This is a genomic window from Kribbella orskensis (genome assembly GCF_004342085.1).
Taxonomy (GTDB): domain Bacteria; phylum Actinomycetota; class Actinomycetes; order Propionibacteriales; family Kribbellaceae; genus Kribbella; species Kribbella orskensis.
This window is the reverse complement of sequence record NZ_SLWM01000007.1, coordinates 259,529-277,067: the sequence shown is the minus strand read 5'-3', so window position 1 is coordinate 277,067 and position 17,539 is coordinate 259,529. Positions and strand designations below refer to the sequence as shown.

At 68.4% G+C, this 17,539-nt stretch carries 19 protein-coding genes; 9 read left to right on the top strand and 10 right to left on the bottom strand.

The features are described 5' to 3' along the window. The first annotated feature begins 101 nt into the window (after nt 1-101). On the top strand, nt 102-758 hold the full coding sequence (locus tag EV644_RS21540; RefSeq protein WP_132190472.1) for a hypothetical protein: 657 nt from the start codon (nt 102-104) through the stop codon (nt 756-758). Here the strand turns inward: EV644_RS21540 and add are convergent. Genes add through EV644_RS21525 form a run of 4 tightly spaced genes read right to left on the bottom strand, consistent with a single transcriptional unit; the run spans nt 743 to nt 3,547 of the window. Beyond that, the gene (gene add / locus EV644_RS21535) at nt 743-1,726 is read right to left on the bottom strand and encodes an adenosine deaminase (RefSeq protein WP_132190471.1); all 984 of its coding nucleotides are present in this window, start codon (nt 1,724-1,726) and stop codon (nt 743-745) included. The two genes, EV644_RS21540 and add, sit on opposite strands and share 16 nt — an antisense overlap. 9 nt (nt 1,727-1,735) lie before the next feature. Further along, nucleotides 1,736-2,014: a hypothetical protein gene (locus EV644_RS45445; protein WP_199239937.1), complete on the bottom strand. Its 279-nt coding sequence runs from the start codon at nt 2,012-2,014 to the stop codon at nt 1,736-1,738. Continuing rightward, nucleotides 2,011-3,162 carry an MFS transporter gene (locus tag EV644_RS21530; RefSeq protein ID WP_199239936.1) on the bottom strand — a complete coding sequence of 384 codons (1,152 nt, stop codon included), beginning with the start codon at nt 3,160-3,162 and terminating at the stop codon, nt 2,011-2,013. Before EV644_RS21530 ends, EV644_RS45445 begins: the two co-directional genes overlap by 4 nt. Before the next feature lies 1 nt (nt 3,163). Next, on the bottom strand, nt 3,164-3,547 hold the full coding sequence (locus EV644_RS21525; protein WP_132190470.1) for a nuclear transport factor 2 family protein: 384 nt from the start codon (nt 3,545-3,547) through the stop codon (nt 3,164-3,166). Between the two features lie 74 nt (nt 3,548-3,621). Here EV644_RS21525 and EV644_RS21520 point away from each other — a divergent pair, with 74 nt between their 5' ends. Then, nucleotides 3,622-4,248, top strand: coding sequence for a TetR/AcrR family transcriptional regulator (locus EV644_RS21520; protein ID WP_132190469.1), 627 nt, complete (start codon nt 3,622-3,624; stop codon nt 4,246-4,248). Here the strand turns inward: EV644_RS21520 and dinB are convergent. After that, entirely contained in the window at nt 4,223-5,422 is a 1,200-nt protein-coding gene (gene dinB / locus EV644_RS21515; protein ID WP_132190468.1) for a DNA polymerase IV, read from the bottom strand. The two genes, EV644_RS21520 and dinB, sit on opposite strands and share 26 nt — an antisense overlap. Nucleotides 5,423-5,502: 80 nt before the next feature. Here dinB and EV644_RS21510 point away from each other — a divergent pair, with 80 nt between their 5' ends. After that, the gene (locus tag EV644_RS21510; protein ID WP_241998579.1) at nt 5,503-6,723 is read left to right on the top strand and encodes an MFS transporter; all 1,221 of its coding nucleotides are present in this window, start codon (nt 5,503-5,505) and stop codon (nt 6,721-6,723) included. Here the strand turns inward: EV644_RS21510 and EV644_RS21505 are convergent, their stop codons facing one another. From EV644_RS21505 to EV644_RS21490, 4 genes are all read right to left on the bottom strand, one after another. Beyond that, nucleotides 6,724-7,152 (bottom strand): MerR family transcriptional regulator, encoded by a 429-nt coding sequence (locus tag EV644_RS21505; protein WP_132190466.1) that lies wholly within the window; start codon nt 7,150-7,152, stop codon nt 6,724-6,726. It lies immediately after the preceding gene. 33 nt (nt 7,153-7,185) lie between these two features. Then, complete coding sequence (locus EV644_RS21500) at nt 7,186-7,731, bottom strand: dihydrofolate reductase family protein (RefSeq protein WP_132190465.1); 546 nt, start codon at nt 7,729-7,731, stop codon at nt 7,186-7,188. 75 nt (nt 7,732-7,806) lie between these two features. Next, nucleotides 7,807-8,325 (bottom strand): SRPBCC family protein, encoded by a 519-nt coding sequence (locus tag EV644_RS21495; protein WP_158292896.1) that lies wholly within the window; start codon nt 8,323-8,325, stop codon nt 7,807-7,809. Further along, a complete protein-coding gene (locus tag EV644_RS21490; protein ID WP_132190463.1) occupies nt 8,318-8,662 on the bottom strand; it encodes an ArsR/SmtB family transcription factor in 345 nt (114 codons plus the stop codon). Before EV644_RS21490 ends, EV644_RS21495 begins: the two co-directional genes overlap by 8 nt. Nucleotides 8,663-8,923: 261 nt before the next feature. Here EV644_RS21490 and EV644_RS21485 point away from each other — a divergent pair, with 261 nt between their 5' ends. Together EV644_RS21485 and EV644_RS21480 are read left to right on the top strand one after the other, a co-directional pair. Beyond that, a complete protein-coding gene (locus tag EV644_RS21485; protein WP_132190462.1) occupies nt 8,924-10,192 on the top strand; it encodes an aspartate kinase in 1,269 nt (422 codons plus the stop codon). 59 nt (nt 10,193-10,251) lie between these two features. Further along, on the top strand, nt 10,252-11,292 hold the full coding sequence (locus tag EV644_RS21480) for an aspartate-semialdehyde dehydrogenase (RefSeq protein ID WP_369410510.1): 1,041 nt from the start codon (nt 10,252-10,254) through the stop codon (nt 11,290-11,292). Between the two features lie 61 nt (nt 11,293-11,353). Here EV644_RS21480 and EV644_RS21475 read toward each other — a convergent pair whose 3' ends face one another. Next, nucleotides 11,354-12,346 (bottom strand): helix-turn-helix domain-containing protein, encoded by a 993-nt coding sequence (locus EV644_RS21475; protein WP_132190460.1) that lies wholly within the window; start codon nt 12,344-12,346, stop codon nt 11,354-11,356. A 1,098-nt stretch (nt 12,347-13,444) separates the two neighbouring features. Between EV644_RS21475 and EV644_RS21470 the strand changes: the two genes are divergently transcribed. The 4 genes from EV644_RS21470 to EV644_RS21455 are packed head-to-tail and all read left to right on the top strand — an operon-like array spanning nt 13,445 to nt 17,538. After that, entirely contained in the window at nt 13,445-14,308 is an 864-nt protein-coding gene (locus EV644_RS21470; RefSeq protein WP_132190459.1) for an ABC transporter permease, read from the top strand. After that, on the top strand, nt 14,295-15,113 hold the full coding sequence (locus tag EV644_RS21465; protein ID WP_241998577.1) for an ABC transporter ATP-binding protein: 819 nt from the start codon (nt 14,295-14,297) through the stop codon (nt 15,111-15,113). Before EV644_RS21470 ends, EV644_RS21465 begins: the two co-directional genes overlap by 14 nt. Before the next feature lie 2 nt (nt 15,114-15,115). Next, nucleotides 15,116-16,219, top strand: coding sequence for a glycosyltransferase (locus EV644_RS21460; RefSeq protein WP_132190458.1), 1,104 nt, complete (start codon nt 15,116-15,118; stop codon nt 16,217-16,219). After that, on the top strand, nt 16,216-17,538 hold the full coding sequence (locus EV644_RS21455; RefSeq protein WP_241998575.1) for a glycosyltransferase family protein: 1,323 nt from the start codon (nt 16,216-16,218) through the stop codon (nt 17,536-17,538). Before EV644_RS21460 ends, EV644_RS21455 begins: the two co-directional genes overlap by 4 nt. Nucleotide 17,539 lies beyond the last annotated feature (1 nt).

Here is a 17,539-nt window from a genome sequence, read left to right as displayed (position 1 = left end):
CCAGCGCGTTTCGAGCGAACCGCGGCCCGCTGGACCGCGGCGAGCCGCGATTATCCACAGGCGACTGCGCGGATATTCCCCGGAAGCGCTTGAATGTCCGGGTGTCCGTTTACAAGCTGATCAGCCGGCTGCCTGACATCGACAAGGTGCGCAGGACCAGCCGGGCTCTCGCGATGCTCGACGCGGTGCTGAGCCCGGAGCCGGAGTACCGGTTCTACAGCTTCGATTCGCGCTGGTCGGAGACCGAGGAAACCGCGCTGATGCGCAACGGGTCGGGTGACGAGTACTCGATCGTCTTCTCGCCCGCCGGTGCCATCGCGCAAGGTTTCGACCACGAGTCGCCGATGTCACCGTGGGTGCGGCCGGCCGGGGACTGCTGGCCCGGCCTCTTCATCGGAGTGCCGGATGAACTGGCGCCGGCGCTGGACGAACCTGCCTTCCAGGATCCCCGCGGCCGCCGTTCGGTGACCGTGTGTTTCTGGCGGACCCCGGCCGACGATCGGTGGCTGTGCGGACCGGTCGAAGGTGCTGAGGAGGACGGCGCCGACTGGCTGTTCAGCCTGCTGGCCGACGGTCGGCCCGAGGCCTATCTGTCGTTTGCCGAGGACTACTACGAGGTCCCGCTGGAGCTCGACGCCGTCCATCACGTCTACGCGCAGATGCCGCTCACCGAGGAGATCGTCACCGCGCTGAACCCGGAGGTCCGGCTCAAGGACCTGAAGGACGACATCGCCGAGATCGGCTACCCGCGGCTCTGAATCCACTCGTCGACCCCGGCGAGGCCCGTCTCGACCAACGAAGCCGGCGCATCGCTGGTGGCGAGTGAGGTGCGGGCGATCTCGGCCAATCCCTCGTCGGACAGCCCGAGAGCGGATCGCGCGAGCTCGTACTCGTCGTACAGGCCGACGCTGAACATCAGCGGGTCGTCGGCCCCGAGTGAGCACCGTACGCCGGCCGCGAGCAACCGCGGCAACGGGTGCTCGGCGATCGAAGGCACCACCCCGAGCAGCAAATTCGAGGTCAAACACACGTCGAGCGAGACTCCGCGCGAGGCCAAGAACTCCAGTACCAAAGGATCTTCGGCCGCGCGAACCCCGTGCGCGACGCGAGTGGCGCCAAGCTCTTCCACAGCAGCACGCACACTCTCCGGACCGGCCAACTCGCCCGCGTGAGGTGCACAGGTCAACCCCGCATCCCGCGCGATCGCAAAGGCCTTGGCGAACACGTCGGCCGGTGCGACCGTGTCGTTGCCGGTCAACCCGAGCGCGTGAACACCACGACCGACATAGCGTGCCGCGTACCGCGCAAGATCCTCGGCGACCTCCGCGTCGGCATGCCGCTGGGCCGCCATCGTCAACCCGAAGCCCACGCCGTATTCGAGGCCGGCGGCGAATCCCTCGTCCAGCACGAGCTCCATCACCTCATCAGGCGTTCCGAGCGGCGTGAAGACATGCGGATCGAAGTGCGGCTGCACCCAGACGACACCGTCGGCGGCTGCGTCCGCCACCACTTCACGAACCAACCGGCGCATGTTCTCCGGCCGCGCGGTGCACAACTGGAAGGATGCCTGGAAGCACTTCTGGAAGTCGTCGAAGCTCGCGAAAACGCGCGGATCAGGTGCGTCGATCCCTTCCTGGACGGCGAGCTCCGCCATCGTCGACTGCCGCATCGCGCCCGGTAGATGAACATGCAATTCGGCCTTCGGCAACAACCTCAGATCCCTCACTCGAGCACCCTACCCGGCGGACCGCCTCCCAACCGTCAGGAAGGCCGCAAGCGCTGCAATACAAAGGAATCCGGCCGCTCCGGCACTCGCTGTCGTGAACCCATGAACGGTGGCCGTAGCCCCCGATCCAGGGTGCGCCCGGAGGAAGCCGGCGGCCGCAGTACCGGCGATCGTGCTGAGCAACGCGGTGCCGAGGCAGGCGCCGATCTGCTGCGAGGTCATCACCATCGCGCCGGCCACCGCGGTGTCGGCTCCGGCGTCCAGCGTGGCGGTGCTGTTGGCCGTCACCAGCACCCACCCGGTGCCGAGACCCACCAACAGGAACACCGGAGAGACGTGCAGCCAATAGCCGCTGTCGACCCTGACCAGACTGAGCAGTCCCAGCCCGGCCGCGATCGTGAGGAGTCCCGGGCTGAGCAGCCAACGCACCGACGCGCGGCGAGGAGCGGACTCACCATCCGTACGCCGATCATCAGGCCCGCGGTGAGCGGGAGGAACGCCAGCCCGGCTTGGATCGGCGAATACCCGAGCACGTTCTGCAGGTAGAAGGTGAGGAAGAACAACGCCGCGAACATACCGACAGCCAACGTGAGTACGGCGAGGTAGGACGCCGCCCGGCGGCGGCTGAGTACCACTCGGAGTGGCAGCAATGGTGCCGAGACCCGGCTCTGTGCCCAGACGAAGGCGCCCAACGCGAGCACACCGACTGCCAGCGACCCGACAGTGATCGCCGCACCCCAGCCCTCGGTCTGGGCCTGGGCGAAGCCGTAGACCAAGGCCATCAGTCCGCCCGTGGCAAGCAGTACTCCGACGAGGTCGATCCGTACGCCGCTCGCGGGCGGCGCGGGCCGCACCGCGTACAGCACTCCGAATCCGGCGGCGACCGCGATCGGCAGGTTCACGTACATGCACCAGCGCCAGTCGAGGTAGGCCGTGAGGATGCCGCCGAGCACCACGCCCAAGCCGGAGGAGCTCCCCATGGCCGTCCCGTAGATCCCGAAGGCCTTGCCGCGTTCGGTTGGAGTCGGGAAGGTGGCGGCGAGCGTCGCCAGCACCGACGGAGTCAGCAGGGCGGCGAACACCCCTTGCAGTGCACGTGATCCGATCAGCATTGCCGGTCCGGTCGCAGCGCCACCGAGCGCCGAAGCGAGCGCGAACCCGGTCAGCCCGACCAGCAGGCTGCGCCGACGGCCGAGCAGATTCGACAGCCGTCCACCCAGGAGCAACAAGCTGCCGTACCCCAGAGCGAACGCGGTGATAACCCATTGGCGCCCTGGATCGGACAGGTCGAGGGAGGTCTGCACGGACGGCAGCGCGATGTTCATCACCGTCAGGTCGAGGCCGATCATCAGTTGCGCCGTCGACACCGCGCCCAGCGCCCACCACCGGCGCGGATCAGCGACCAACGTTCGCTGCGCGGGGTTGACCGTAGTCACCTCAGAACATCCCGTTCTGGTTCGCGGCGTCCTCCGGGATCGGCTGCATCACGTCCCAGTGCTCGACGATCTTGCCGTCCTCGAGGCGGAAGATGTCGACGATCGCGGTACCGCGCTGGCCGGGGACCCGGATCCCGTGCACGTGACCGATGACGTAGTCGCCGTCGGCGAAGACGCTCTTCACCTCAGCCCGCAGTTGCGGGAACTCCGTGGCCAGGTAGCCGAGGAAGTCCCGGAAACCCTCGATGCCGTCGGCGATCAACGGATTGTGCTGCACGTAGCGCGGACCGATCAGCTTCGAGGCGGCCTCGAAGTCCCGCTGGTTGAGGCCGACCTCATAAAAGTCCAGGACGGTCGCTTTGTTGTCTTCCAGAGACGGGGGCATGGCGGATTTTCCTTAACTGAACACCTGTAGTGCTACGACTGTAGCGCGACGGTTGTCCGACTACAATCACCGGTATGGAGGCCACGGCGAAGGACGGCGCGCGCGGGCGCAACCCGCGCGGCCAGGGGGAGCGGCTCCGGGAGGAGATCGTCACCGCCGCCGTGCGCATGCTCGACGAGCTGGCCGACGACCAGGCGCTGTCGCTACGAGCCGTGGCCCGCGAGATCGGCATCGCGGCGACTTCCGTCTACATCCACTTCGCGGACCGTGACGCCCTCGTGCTCGCTGCGCTGGAGACCTCGCATCGGGACCTGATGGAGTCGGTCCAGCAGGCTGCGGATGCCGCATCCGACCCAGTGGCCGTACTGCGTGCCCGCGTGCTGGTGCTCGGCAATTGGGCCCACCGGCACCCGGGCCTCTACAAGGTGCTGCACGAGAGCACGATCAATCAGCGGGCGGACGTGTCGTTCAAGCTCGCCCTCGGCAAGCAGCTGACTGAAGCGGTCCAGCGTTGTATGGACGCCGGCCTTGCTCCGGCCGACGATGCCGCGGCGGTCTCGCTCGACCTGCGGATGGCCGTCCATGGCGCCGTGTCGATGAGGGTCAACCAGCCCGACCTGCCCTGGCCGCCGCTGGAGGAGCAGGTCGATCGGTATCTGGTGAAGCTCGTCGGGGTCAGTCTGGGAGCATCGGAACGGTGAGGCCCTGGTCCCGGCCGAGGAGGTTGGCGCGGGTGACCGCCTTGCTGCCGAACTTGTCGCGGACGTGGTCGAGGGCCGAGTCGAGCTCGTCGTTCGCGGCCTTGTCGAACGGGAGGGCCAGTTGGACGGAGCCCTCGTTCTCCAGGTTGGCGACCGAGATGCCGACCATGGTGATGCCCTGTTTCTCGATCAAGGGGCGCGCCGCCGCCATCAGTGCGCGGGCCGTGATCAGGATCGCCCGGGTCTGGCCAGTTGCCTGAGGCAACGTATGGGACCGGGTCGCCCGGCTGAAGTCGTCGAACCGCAGCCGAAGCGTCACCGTCCGCCCGGCCCGCCCCGCCGACCGCATCCGTCGCGTCACCCGATCCACCAACCCCGCCAGTACCGCGTCCAGGGTCTCGGCCGACTTGGGGGATCGCCCGAGCGCGCGTTGTGAGCCGATCGAGCCCCGCCGGCGGCCGACCTCGATCGGCCGTGGGTCCCGGTTGTGCGCGAGCGCGTGCAGCTGCCGCCCGGAGGCTCGGCCGAGCATCGCGACCAGCGCGGCCTCCGGCAGGATCGCGACATCCCCGACCTTGGTCAGCCCGCGGTTGCGCAACTTCTCAGCGGTCACCTCGCCGACACCCCAGAGCCGCTCGACCGCCAACGGGTGCAGGAACTCCAGTTCCTTGTCCGGCGGCACCACCAGCAGGCCGTCCGGCTTGGCCACTCCACTGGCCACCTTGGCGAGGAACTTCGTCCGGGCCACCCCGACCGTGATCGGCAGACCCACCTGGGCCAGTACGTCGGCACGAAGGCGCCGGGCGATCTCGACCGGCGTACCGGCGATCTTGCGCAGGCCGCCGACGTCGAGGAACGCCTCGTCGATCGACAACCCCTCCACCAGCGGGGTGGTGTTCTCGAAGACCTTGAAGACCGCCTTGCTGGCCTCGGAGTACGCCGACATCCGGGGTTGCACGACGATCGCCTGCGGGCAGCGCCGGAACGCCTGGCCGCCGTTCATCGCGGTACGGACGCCGTAGGCCTTCGCCTCGTAGCTGCAGGCGAGCACCACCCCGGCGCCGACGATCACCGGCCGGCCGCGCAGGCGTGGGTCGTCCCGCTGCTCGACCGACGCGTAGAACGCGTCCAGATCGGCATGCAGGATGTTCGCCTCGCCGCCCGACACGAACATATGTTCGCATACTCTCGGGTCGCAGGGATAGGGAGAAATCCCGAGGCGCGACCGTCGTCCGACAGGACAGAATGCGGCTTATGGACCTGTCGGCTTACCGTGCGCTCTGGCAAACCCGAGGGGTCTTCGCCTTGCTGGCGTCGGCGCTGCTCGCCCGGCTCCCGGTGATGGCGGCCCTGGTGCCGGTCGCCTTCCTGGCGAAAGATGCGGCCGGCAACTTCGGCTGGGCCGGTGTAGTCGCCGGCGCCTACTCGGTCGGCATGGCCGTGGGCGGACCGATCTGGTCGCGGCTGGCCGACCGCCGCGGCGGCCGGCGTGTGGTGATCGGCACCGGAATGGCGTGGGGCGTGGCGATGGCCGTGCTCGCCTTGCTGCCCGACGACTGGTACCGCTTGATGCCTCTGGTGTCCGCGCTGGCGGGAGCGGTCGTCTCGCCCGTCACGGCGACACTGCGGGCCTCCTGGCCGCGACTGGTGCAGGGATCCCGCCTGCGCGCGGTCTATGCGCTGGATGCGACGGCACAGGAGGTGTTGTTCTCGATCGGGCCGTTGCTCGGCGCGGTGATCGTCAGCTTCGCCAGCCCGCGGGCCGGCGTACTGGTAGCGGCGGCGTCCGCTGCGGTCTCGATCTGGTGGTTCGGACTCCGCCAGCCGCCGGCGCTGCCGCACGACGAGTCGGCCGGGGCCCGGCTGACCGCGCCGCAGTTGCTCTGGCACCGGTACCGGTTGCCGCTGATCCTCGCGTTCGGCCTCTTCGTGACGGCCTTCGCGTCCATCTCGCTCGGCATCGTCGCCTTCGCGGACGACCACGGCAACCGGCTGATCGCGGGGGTGCTCGAGACTGTCTGGGCCGTCGGCAGCCTGATCGGTGGTGTGGTCGTCGGCGCACTGCCCGGGCGGCGCAACTCGTACGTCTGGCGGCGGGCCCTGCTGGTCTCGATCGGCATGCTGGTCTGCGTGTTCGCGACCTGGTCGCCCGTTTCGCTGGCGATCGCCCTGCTGCTGTCGGGCTGTGCGCTGGCGCCGACGGTCGGTGCGCTCTACGAGCGGCTGGGTGCTATGACGCCTGACTCGGTGCGGACCGAGGTGTTCGGCTGGATGGGCAGCGGCGCGATGATCGGCGGCGCGGTCGGATCGAGCGTGGCCGGGCTCGTGGTGGAGACCTTCGGTGTCCGCTACGTCTGGCTGATGGCCTCGATCCTGGCCCTGCTCGCGACGCTAGCGGTCCTGCACGTGCCGCCGCACCGGCCGGAAGTGAACGAGGCCGAGGAGGAAGTCCCCAGCCTCGCTGTCACCACCTGATCAGTTCCTGACCGCCGCATCCCGCGGTGGCGGATCGTTTCCGTCCTCCGCGGCCTGGTATGCGGCGATCTTCCAGTCGATCAGCTCGAGATCGGCCTCGAGCTGCGCGAGGTCCATCGCCACCCGTTCACGGTGTGCCCGCAGCAGAGCGAGCCGGCCGGCGCGCTGCTTGTCCCCGGCGCGGATCTGCTCGGCGAACTCCTTCACCTGCTCGACGGGCATCCCGGTCCGGCGGAGCCGCAGCAGGACGTCGAGCAGGCCGAGCGCGTCAGCGGTGAACCGCCGCCGGCCGCCGGTGTCCCGCGGCAGGTCCCCGAAGAACCCCTCGCGGTCGTAGTACCGCAGTGTCTCCACCGGCAGGCCCGACACCCGCGAGGCCTCGCCGATGGTGACACCTTGAACCTGACCAAGATCCTCAACAAGCCTCATCACCGCAGCATGCAACCTGGAGTGGGCTCCAGGTCAAGCCGCGCGGTACACCGAGTGCAGTACGCCGGTGCTGAAGGCGGTGCTGGAGATCAGCTCGAGCGGCAGCGGCTCCTCGTCCTCGACGAACAGCTTGGCGCCGTGCCCGACCGCGATCGGGTGGACCAGCAGGTGCAGCTCGTCGAGCAGCTTCGCCCGGAGCAGGGACCGGACCAGCGTCACGCTGCCGACCACGCTGAGGTCCTTGCCGTCCGTCTCCTTGATCGCGGCCAGCGTCTCGGCCGGGTCGCCCGCCAGGATCTCGGAGTTCTGCCACCCGCTGACATCGGTCAGCGTGGTGGAGATGACCAGCTTGCGGGTGTCGTTCATGTGGCCCGCCAGCTCGACGTCGTCGGTCGCGTTCGGCCAGTAGCCGGAGAACATCTGCCAGGTGTTCCGGCCCAGCAGCATGGTGTCCGCGGCGGCGGCCAGCGAGCCGACGACGCCTCCCATCTCTTCGTTGAAGTACGGGAAGTGCCAGGTCTCCGGCGCCTCGATGACGCCGTCGAGCGAGATGAACAGGCCTGCGGTGATCTTCCTCATGGTGGTACTCCCATCGGTGTCAGCTGGTTGCTTTCACCGACGCGTCGACCGGTCCGCGGCCCGATCGACATTTCGTCAAAGATTTTTCGCGGCCGCTTCCCAGTGGGGTTTGAGCTGCTCCTCGGCGTCGGACCATGCGACGCCCGCCGGGTCGCGTCCCGCGAGGAACTCGTGCAGCCGGTTGAGGAAGTCCTCCCACCCGCACCCGTAGTCGACCGCCGTCTTCTCGGTCACCAGGGAGTGCCGCAAGGTGAGCGCTGTCGCGTCCCCCTGCGCGTCGAGCAGTACCTCGACGCGCGAATCCTCCTCGCCCGGGAACGACCAGCTCACGGCCAGCCGATGGGGTTCCTCGCACGTTTCGATCCGCAGTACCGCGGTGTCCTCGGGGCCCATCGTGAGCCGGACTTCCGCACCGACCACCCGGTCGCCGGCGAGCTCGCCGATCCAGCGGGCCAGCCGCTCGGGCTCTGTCCAGGCGGACCAGAGCTCCGCCGGCGTCGCGTCGTACGAGCGTCGCATCGTCACCGTACGTCGCTCGCCGGAGCGCGTGATCGTCCGCTCGGTCGGTCCGAAGAAGGTGAGCAGGTCAGGCATCGGGGGTGTCCTTCCTCGCGGTGCGGCGGCCCCGGCGGATCTCGGTCTCGAGGGCATCCAGGCGGTTCGTCCAGAACTTGCGGTACTTGTCCAGCCAGGCGTCGATCTCCTGCAGCGGGCCGGTGTCGACCGCGTAGAGGCGGCGGGTGCCGTCGACGGTGACGGTGGCGAAGCCGTTGTCGCGGAGCACCCGCAGGTGCTGCGAGACGGCCGGCTGGCTGATGCCGAACTCGGCGCCGATGGTGGTCGCGATGCTGCCGGCCGGCAGCTCCCCGTCGGTGAGCAATTCCAGGATCCGGCGCCGGACCGGGTCGCCGAGAATGTCGAAGGCGTGCATGCCTCCGAGTATTTCAGTGATGACTTATATAAGCAAGTGGTCTGCCCGGCCGGAAGGTCTCCGGCCGGATCGAGCCCGGGCGAAGGAACCTGCAGGCGTCGCCGGTCGGGGCCGAACGGATCGACCAGGTGGTGGTCGGCCCGCAGACAAGCTGGCTTTCACAGCTAGAATGGCCGCGATCGAACACGCCTGGTGCAACGCCGCACGGCGTACCGCAACCAGTGTTTGCCGCTGGGGATTCAAGCTATAGGAGACACAGCTGTGGGACGCGTCGTGCACAAGTACGGCGGTTCTTCGGTCGCTGACGCCAACGGCATCAAGCGGGTGGCGCAACGGATCGTCGCGACGAAGAAGGCCGGGAACGACGTGGTGGTGGTCATCTCCGCCATGGGCGACACCACCGACGAACTGATGGACCTGGCCCAGCAGGTCTCCCCGTTGCCACCACCGCGAGAGCTGGACATGCTGCTCACCTCGGGTGAGCGGATCTCGGCCGCGCTGCTGGCGATGGCGATCGCGAACCTGGGCTACGAGGCCCGCTCCTTCACCGGCTCGCAGGCCGGGGTGATCACCACGTCGGCGCACGGGAACGCGCGCATCATCGACATCACGCCGGGCCGGATCGAGGGGGCGCTGGGCGAGGGCCACATCGCGATCGTGGCCGGTTTCCAGGGCGTCGCCCAGGACACCAAGGACATCACCACGATGGGCCGCGGCGCCTCCGACACCACCGCGGTCGCGCTGGCCGCCGCGCTGGAGGCGGACTACTGCGAGATCTATACCGACGTGGACGGCATCTTCACCGCGGACCCGCGGATCGTGCCGGCCGCGAAGCACATCCCGAAGATCTCCTACGAGGAGATGCTCGAGATGGCCGCCTGCGGTGCCAAGGTGCTGCACCTGCGCTGCGTCGAGTACGCGCGGCGCTACAACGTCCCCGTCCATGTGCGCTCCTCCTTCTCGCAGAAGGAAGGCACCTGGGTCGTCGATGCGAAGGAACTGAATCAGATGGAACAGGCGATCATCTCCGGCGTGGTCCAAGACCGCAACGAGGCCAAGATCACCGTGGTCGGCGTACCCGACAAGCCCGGTGAGGCCGCCCGGATCTTCACGACGGTCGCCGGTGCCGAGACCAACATCGACATGATCGTGCAGAACGTGTCGGCGGTCGCCACCAACCGCACCGACATCTCCTTCACGCTGCCCCGCGCCGACGGCGCCCGGGCGATGTCCGCGCTGGCCCGGATGAAGGACGAAGTGGGCTACGAGCAGTTGCTCTACGACGACCAGATCGGCAAGGTGTCGGTGGTGGGTGTCGGAATGCGCTCGCACCCGGGCGTTTCCGCGAAGTTCTTCTCCGCGCTCGCCGATGCCGGCGTGAACATCGAGATGATCTCCACCTCGGAGATCCGGATCTCGGTGGTCGTCGACGAGAACCTGGTGGACGCGGCGGTCACCGCGGCGCACACTGCATTCGACCTGGACGACGAGCACACCCAAGCTGTCGTGTACGGAGGAACTGGACGGTGACACCTGTGAGCGCTTCGCTTGATCAGACCGAAGATCGGACTGGCCTTCCCTCTCTGGCGGTGGTCGGCGCGACAGGCGCCGTCGGCACGGTGATGCTCACCCTGCTGTCCACCCGGCAGAACGTCTGGGGAGAGATCCGGCTGATCGCGTCCGAGCGCTCCGCAGGCAAGCGGCTCAAGCTTCGCGGCGAAGAGGTCGAGGTGGTCGCGATCAGCGCGGAGGCCTTCGACGGCATCGACGTGGCGATGTTCGACGTGCCGGACGAGGTGTCCGCGCACTGGGCCCCGATCGCCGCCTCCAAGGGCGCCGTCGTGGTGGACAACTCCGGCGCCTTCCGGATGGACCCGGACGTGCCGCTGGTGGTGCCCGAGGTGAACGCCGAGGCCGCCCGCAACCGGCCGAAGGGGATCATCTCGAACCCCAACTGCACGACGCTGTCGATGATCGTGGCGATGGGCGCGCTGCACCACCGCTACGAGCTCGAGCAGCTCGTGGTCGCGTCGTACCAGGCAGCCTCCGGGGCCGGTCAGGAAGGTATCGACGCGCTCTACGACCAGCTGATGAAGGTGGCCGGCAACCGCGAGCTCGGCACCACGCCGGGCGACGTCCGCCGGGTGATCGGCAACGCGCTCGGCCCGTTCCCGGCGCCGCTGGCGATGAACGTGGTGCCCTGGGCCGGTTCGCTCAAGGACGACGGCTGGTCGTCGGAGGAGCTGAAGGTCCGCAACGAGTCCCGCAAGATCCTCAACCTGCCGGACCTGAAGGTCTCCGCGACCTGCGTCCGCGTCCCGGTGATCACCACCCACTCGCTCTCGGTGCACGCCCGCTTCGGCCGCGAGGTCGACGTCGACGAGGCCCGCGAGGTACTGCGGGACGCGCCCGGCGTGCTCGTCTTCGACAACCCGGCCGAGGCGGAGTTCCCGACCCCGGCGGACGTCGTCGGCACCGACCCGACCTGGGTCGGCCGGATCCGCAAGTCGCTGGACGACCCGCAGGCGCTCGAGCTGTTCGTCTGCGGCGACAACCTGCGCAAGGGCGCGGCGCTGAACACCGCGCAGATCGCCGAGGTCGTCGCCAAGGAGTTCACCCCGGCGCAGTGAACCTCAACAGAACAAGGGCTCCGGGCGATTCGCCCGGAGCCCTTGTTGCTGTCTGCAACAGCTACAGCCAGCTCTCGCGGGCGGCGTGCAGGGCCAGCTGGAACCGGGTGCTCGCGCCCGTGCGGTTCATCAGACGCTCGAGGTAGCGGAAGAAGGTCCGGCGGCTGATGCCCAGCGTGCGAGCGATCGTGTCGTCGGCGGCACCGGTCGCCAGCAGCGCCAGCAGCCGCCGCTCGATCGGCTCCAGCCGGTCGTCCTCGGCGCCGACGGACGCGTGCAGCGGCAGGGCGTTGCGCCAGCAGAGCTCGAACATCCCGATCAGGGCGGTGAGCAGGCTGCTCGGCCGGATGATCAGCAGCGAGCGGTTCACATCGGTGTCGCGCACCGACATCGAGACGAAGGCGATCGAGGAGTCGATGATGGTCAGCTTCGCCGGTACGTCGGGCAGCACCCGCGCCTGCTCGCCGGCCTCCACACAGGGAAGGATGTTCTCGGTCAGGTAGCCCGGCACCTCGACGGACTCCGGCGAATACACCACCCGGTAGGCGACGCCGCGCTTGAGTTGCTCGATCTCCTCCTGGTTCGGGCCCGCGCCGAGGTAGTACGGCGGGGAGTCGATGGCCAGGATCTCCCGCTGGGCGCTGCCCTTGATCTGGTGGATCCGCTCGACGATCGCGCTGCCGGTGACCACCTCGATCAGGTGCGTGGTCGACTCGTTGTGCACGGTGCGGCGGAACTCGTCGTACGCGTTCAGCACCTCGATCCGGGCCTGCTTCAGCTCGGACTCGCGGCGCAGCGTGAGCGCCTCCAGCCCGGTGTCGGGCGGCACCGGCAGGAATCTGGAGTGGTCGGAACCGGAGCGGCGCGCTAGACCCGCCTGGACCAACCCGCCGAGCGTGTCGTCGATGCCGGCGTCCCGGTCGGGCACCGCCTCGTCCAGCTCGGTGACCGAGGACGGCCCGGTCCGGAGCAGGTGCTGGTACACCTTGATCTCGTCGTCGGTCAGACCGAGCACCCGCAAATGGTCGGCACGCTCCGTGTCGGTCGAGCTCATGACTCTCCCCTCCTCCCGCGCGCGGTCACTGTGCGCTACCGCCACTCCAGCGTAGATCCATCAGCGAAACACCGATGACACTGTCCGTATCCCGGTGGGTGCACCGAGCAATATTTGTTGTCCTGTCAGCATTCTTGTGCCGTGTCACCATCTGGCCACCATTTCCGCGCAGTTGTGAGCGAGAATTGAGGTCCAGCAGCCCGGCGACGGACCACCTGAGCGCCGCCGGGCTGCTGTTCCAATTCTGGCCCCAGTTCGCTTTCCCGTCAGCGAACGCCGTTTCGGTTGGGTCTCGATCCCGGCGCATCGGTGCCCTCGCACTCCCGTGCCATCACCGGCTGTGCCGGAGGGTGTACAAACTGTGCATCTCCATCGTGAGGCCGATGAGGAGGGGGACCCCCGTGCAGCACCCAGCGCGTCGGGTTCTGCCCAGCCAGCACAGGGCCTTCGGCCTGGGTGCGATGACCGCCGCCCTGGTCATCGTGCCGTCCCACTCGGCGAGTGTCCGGACCACCTGCGCCCAAGGTGGGCCGGGCCCCCGGGTTGACGGTGGAACCCCTGCGGGAACAGGTGAGATTCCGTGGATGGTGAGGCTGTCCACGGGAAGTGGTGCCACGACCGGCTCCTCTCAGCGACCGCTGACCGCCTTGCCTCGCACGGGTTCCACCGGCTACGTAGCACCCGTTCCGACGTACCGGGTGACCCGGAACACCTTCTGATCCACCGCCCTCGTCGTCCCCCAGCGCGACGACAGTGAGGCCCGGCCGACCCGCCGGGGCCTTACGGCATGGCGATTCGCCTCGCGAAGCTTGTCAAATGTATATTCGCGACAACGATCGGCAGGGGGGCGACTCTTTCGCTCGGGTCGCGACGTTTGGTAGCTGTCTGTACGTCGCTGCTCACCCAGGAGGAACGCTGTGTCGTCGGCAATGACGCAAATCCGCTACTCTGCTTCCGGTTTGCGTGGCCCCGTCGTCGGAGACCGCGGCCGCCGCCGGACATCCTCGATCGAACGGCGGTCGACCGATCAGGCGAAGCGCGAATTTCTGCAGTTCGATCTTCGATGACTACGACCGTCCCCAGAGAGGCGTCGCCTGAATGAACGCGACCAGCGTCGACGAGGAGTTCAACCCGTCGGTGCATGTGTACGAGCCACACAAGGTGGGACTGCCGCCCCTGCGCCCCTACTTCAAGGCGCTGTGGGAGCGGCGGGAGTTCGCCGCCGAGATGTCCCGGACCGGGATCCGGGCGGCGAACACGAACACCTTCTTCGGCCAGGTCTGGCTGGTGCTGAACCCGCTGATGCTGGCCGGCGTCTACTACATCCTGGTGGAGATCATCTCCGGCGGCGGTAAGGGAGACGGGTCCGCCCGGTTCGCCCACATGTGTGGCGGCCTTTTCGCGTTCTACTACTTCTCCGGTGCGATGACGACGGCCGCCTCGAGCGTGGTGGGCGGCGGCAAGTTGCTGATGAACATGTCGTTCCCCCGGATGCTGCTGCCGCTGTCGGCACTGCGGACCGCGTTCTTCCGGTTCCTGCCGACTCTGATCGTGTACGCGGCCATCCACCTGCTGATGCGGCAGCCGTTGCACTGGGCGATGCTGCTGGCCCCGAGCTTCCTGGTCCTGCTGACGATCTTCGCGGCCGGGATGGGGATGATCTTCGCGGCCATCCAGGTCTACTTCCGCGACACCACGAGCTTCCTGCCGTACTTCGTCCGGATCTGGCTCTACCTGTCGCCGGTGCTGTGGTTCGCCGAGGACGCGCCGGAGCGGTTCCGCCGCTTCATCGTCTACAACCCGTTGTACTCGTTGATCGGAGGCTGGACCGACCTGCTGGTGCGGGGCACCATCCCGGACCCCGAGATGTGGATCGGTGGGGTTCTGTGGGCGGCCGCCGCGGCCCTGGTCGGTGCGTTGTTCTTCATGTCGAGGGAGCGTGAGTTCGTTGTCCGTCTCTGAGGCCGCCGAGAAGAAGGCGATGGAGAACAGCCGGCCGGTCCCGGCGGTCAAGGTCCAGGACGTGTCCATCACGTACCGGACCACGTTCGAGCGGGTCCCCACCTTCAAGAGCGCGCTGGTCCGGTTCGGTCGCGGTGAACGCGCCGTCCGCGAGGTCAAGGCGGTCCAGAACGTCTCGTTCGACGTGAACCACGGCACCACCATCGGCATCATCGGCGCCAACGGCGCCGGCAAGTCGACCCTGATGCGGGCGCTGGCCGGCATCCTGCCGCCGACCGAGGGCCGGATCGAGGTGCACGGCCGGGTCAGCACCCTGCTGTCGCTCGGAGTCGGCTTCAACGCGGCGCTGTCCGGCCGCGAGAACGTCGTGCTCGGTGGTCTGGCCGCGGGCCTGAGCCGCAAGGAGATCCAGGCCCGGTACGAGGAGATCGCCGCCTTCGCCGAGCTCGAGGAGTTCATCGACATGCCGATGCGGACGTACTCGTCCGGCATGTTCAGCCGGCTCGCCTTCTCGGTCGCCGTGCACATGGATCCCGACATCCTGCTGATCGACGAGGCCCTGTCGGCCGGTGACGCGTCCTTCAAGCAGAAGGCCGCCGCGAAGATGAAGGAACTGGTCACCAACAGCCGGACCATGTTCCTGGTCAGCCACGCGATGAGCAGCGTCAAGGATCTGTGCAACGACTGCATCTGGCTGCACAAGGGCAAGGTGATGATGCGCGGCGAGCCGAACGAGGTGATCGCGGCGTACACCAAGTTCCTCCAGGTCGGGGAACAGGACTCGGTCACTCTCGAGGATCTCTGACGATGCGATCCGCCCCGGCACCGGACGTGGGCATCATCACGACCGGCCACGACGTCGCTGACGCCCGGCTGCACAAGATCACCGCAGCCCTGCAGCAGCGAGGTCTGCACGTCGAGCTCTGGGGTCTGGGCGACCCGGCCGGCGGGCCCGCCGGGGCGGATGTGCACGCCCGGATCCGGGGCAGCCTGGTGCGGCGACTCGCCCAGACGGCGGTGCTGCCCTGGCGGACGAGGGCCAAGGTGGTGATGACCGTCGATCCGGACATGATCCCGATCACCCGGCTCGTCGCCAGGCTGCGCCGCCGCAAGATGGTCGCGGACGTGCACGAGGACTACGGCCGGCTGCTGGCCGACCGTGCCTGGGCCAGAGGTCCGGTCGGGCTGCCGGCCCGCCTGATGGTGCTGGCCAGCTCCAGGCTGGCCGCCGGTGCCGACCTGACCGTGGTCGCGGACTCCTACCTGGCGCCGCACCAGGCGAAGAAGCGCCTGGTGGTCACGAACCTGCCGGTCCGCGCCTTCCTGGCCCTCTCCGGCCAGTGCGGCCCCTCCGGTGAGCCTAGGGCCGTATACGTGGGCGACCTGCGCGAGAGCCGCGGTCTGTTCGACATGGTCGAGGCGATCGCGGCCGCCCCGGGCTGGTCGCTGGATCTGGTCGGCCCGGTGGCTTCGGCCGACCGGGACCGGCTGGAGCGCCGGATCGAGCGAGCCGACCTGGCCGGCCGGGTCCGGCTGCACGGACGGCAGCCACCGGCCGCCGCCTGGAAGATCGCCGCGGGATCCTGCGCCAGCATGGCGCTGTTGCACGAGACCCCGGCGTTCGTCGAGGCGATGCCGTCCAAGATCTACGAGTACCTCGCCAGCGGGCTGCCGGTGATCTCCACCCGGTTACCCCGCCAGACGAGGATCATCGAGGAGTCCGGTGGCGGTGTCCTGATCGACAACGTCGCCGAGGCGGCCGAGACGCTGCGCCGCTGGTCCGACGATCCAGGGGAGCCGGAGAAGCTGCGCCACTGCGCGCTCCAGTGGGCCATGGACAACCTGCCCACGATCACGCCGTACGACGAACTGGCCGACGCAATCCAGGACCTGCTGCGAGGAAGTGCATGACCGACGCCCGCCCACACATGCTGTACGTCGCATGGGGTTATCCGCCCTGCCGAGGCGGCGGTGTCTACCGCGCGCTGGCGACCGCGAACAGGTTCGCCGAGCAAGGCTGGCGCGTCACCGTGCTGACCGCCGACCGCGAGACGTTCCACCGCTTCACCGGCGCCGACCTGACGCTGGAGGAGCGGATCCACCCCGAACTGGATGTCGTCCGGGTGCCGTTCGAGTGGCCGATCCTCGAAGCCGACCTGCGCCGCTGGTCCCGGTCCCGGGCCAAGAACCCCAAGCTGTGGGCCAAGATGCGGACCATGCGCGACCAGATCCCCTTCCCGGAAACGGGATACGGGCCGTGGCGCAGCACGATCGAGAAGGCCGCCGAGCGGATCCACCAGGCCGACAAGGTGGACCTGACGGTCGCCACGGCCAACCCGCACGTGGCCTTCACCGCGGCATATCACCTGCACCAGAAGTTCAAGGTGCAGTACGTGATGGACTACCGCGACGCCTGGCTTTTGGACGTCTTCAGCGGCGACCGGCTGCACGAGCCGAACAGCCGCGCGGCCCGGTGGGAGCGCAAGCTGGTGCAGTCCGCCCGGGAGGTCTGGTTCGTCAACGACCCGATCCTCGAGTGGCACCAGAAGCTCTACCCGGAGCACGCCGCCAAGATGCACACGGTGGCCAACGGGTTCGACCCCGACCTGGTCCCGGACACCCAGGACCGTGGCCCGGTCGCCGACAAGCCGCTCGTCTTCGGGTATGTCGGCACCGTCTCGCCGAAGGTCCCGCTGGCCGACTTCGTCAAGGGCTGGCAGCTGGCCAAGGAGCAGTCCGAGGACCTGCGCGACGCCAAGGCGAAGATCCACGGCTACCTCGGGTACTACGCCCAGCCGCGCGCGGACATGCTCGCGATCATCGAGGCCGCCGCCGACGACGGGGTCAGCTACGAGGGCCCGGTCGGCAAGGCCGAGATCGCCCGTGCATACGACGAGTTCGACGTCCAGCTGCTGATGCTGGGCAAGGGCCGCTACGTCACCAGCGGCAAGGTCTTCGAGTACCTCGCCACCGGGTTGCCGATCGTCTCGGTGCACGACCCGGTGAACGCGGCGTCCGACGTACTGCGCGGGCATCCGCTCTGGTTCCCGGTGAAACATCTGGAACCCGAGTCGATCGCCGAAGCACTGGTGGAGGCGGCCCGCTCCGCGCGTACCGCCGACGAGGGCATCCGGGAGAAGGCCAGGGAGTTCGGCGCCGGCTACCGGCGCGACCTGCAGCTGGATCCGCGGATCGAGGCGCTCGGTGCGCTGGTAGGGGCGGTGGCCTGAG

What these genes read in the sequence shown, in the direction of transcription:
- EV644_RS21525 (WP_132190470.1), bottom strand. Translation starts at nt 3,547, where the DNA reads ATGCCCCCGTCTCTGGAAGACAACAAAGCGACCGTCCTGGACTTTTAT.
- EV644_RS21520 (WP_132190469.1), top strand. Translation starts at nt 3,622, where the DNA reads ATGGAGGCCACGGCGAAGGACGGCGCGCGCGGGCGCAACCCGCGCGGC.
- dinB (WP_132190468.1), bottom strand. Translation starts at nt 5,422, where the DNA reads ATGTTCGTGTCGGGCGGCGAGGCGAACATCCTGCATGCCGATCTGGAC.
- EV644_RS21510 (WP_241998579.1), top strand. Translation starts at nt 5,503, where the DNA reads ATGGACCTGTCGGCTTACCGTGCGCTCTGGCAAACCCGAGGGGTCTTC.
- EV644_RS21505 (WP_132190466.1), bottom strand. Translation starts at nt 7,152, where the DNA reads ATGAGGCTTGTTGAGGATCTTGGTCAGGTTCAAGGTGTCACCATCGGC.
- EV644_RS21500 (WP_132190465.1), bottom strand. Translation starts at nt 7,731, where the DNA reads ATGAGGAAGATCACCGCAGGCCTGTTCATCTCGCTCGACGGCGTCATC.
- EV644_RS21495 (WP_158292896.1), bottom strand. Translation starts at nt 8,325, where the DNA reads ATGCCTGACCTGCTCACCTTCTTCGGACCGACCGAGCGGACGATCACG.
- EV644_RS21490 (WP_132190463.1), bottom strand. Translation starts at nt 8,662, where the DNA reads ATGCACGCCTTCGACATTCTCGGCGACCCGGTCCGGCGCCGGATCCTG.
- EV644_RS21475 (WP_132190460.1), bottom strand. Translation starts at nt 12,346, where the DNA reads ATGAGCTCGACCGACACGGAGCGTGCCGACCATTTGCGGGTGCTCGGT.
- EV644_RS21470 (WP_132190459.1), top strand. Translation starts at nt 13,445, where the DNA reads ATGAACGCGACCAGCGTCGACGAGGAGTTCAACCCGTCGGTGCATGTG.
- EV644_RS21460 (WP_132190458.1), top strand. Translation starts at nt 15,116, where the DNA reads ATGCGATCCGCCCCGGCACCGGACGTGGGCATCATCACGACCGGCCAC.
- EV644_RS21455 (WP_241998575.1), top strand. Translation starts at nt 16,216, where the DNA reads ATGACCGACGCCCGCCCACACATGCTGTACGTCGCATGGGGTTATCCG.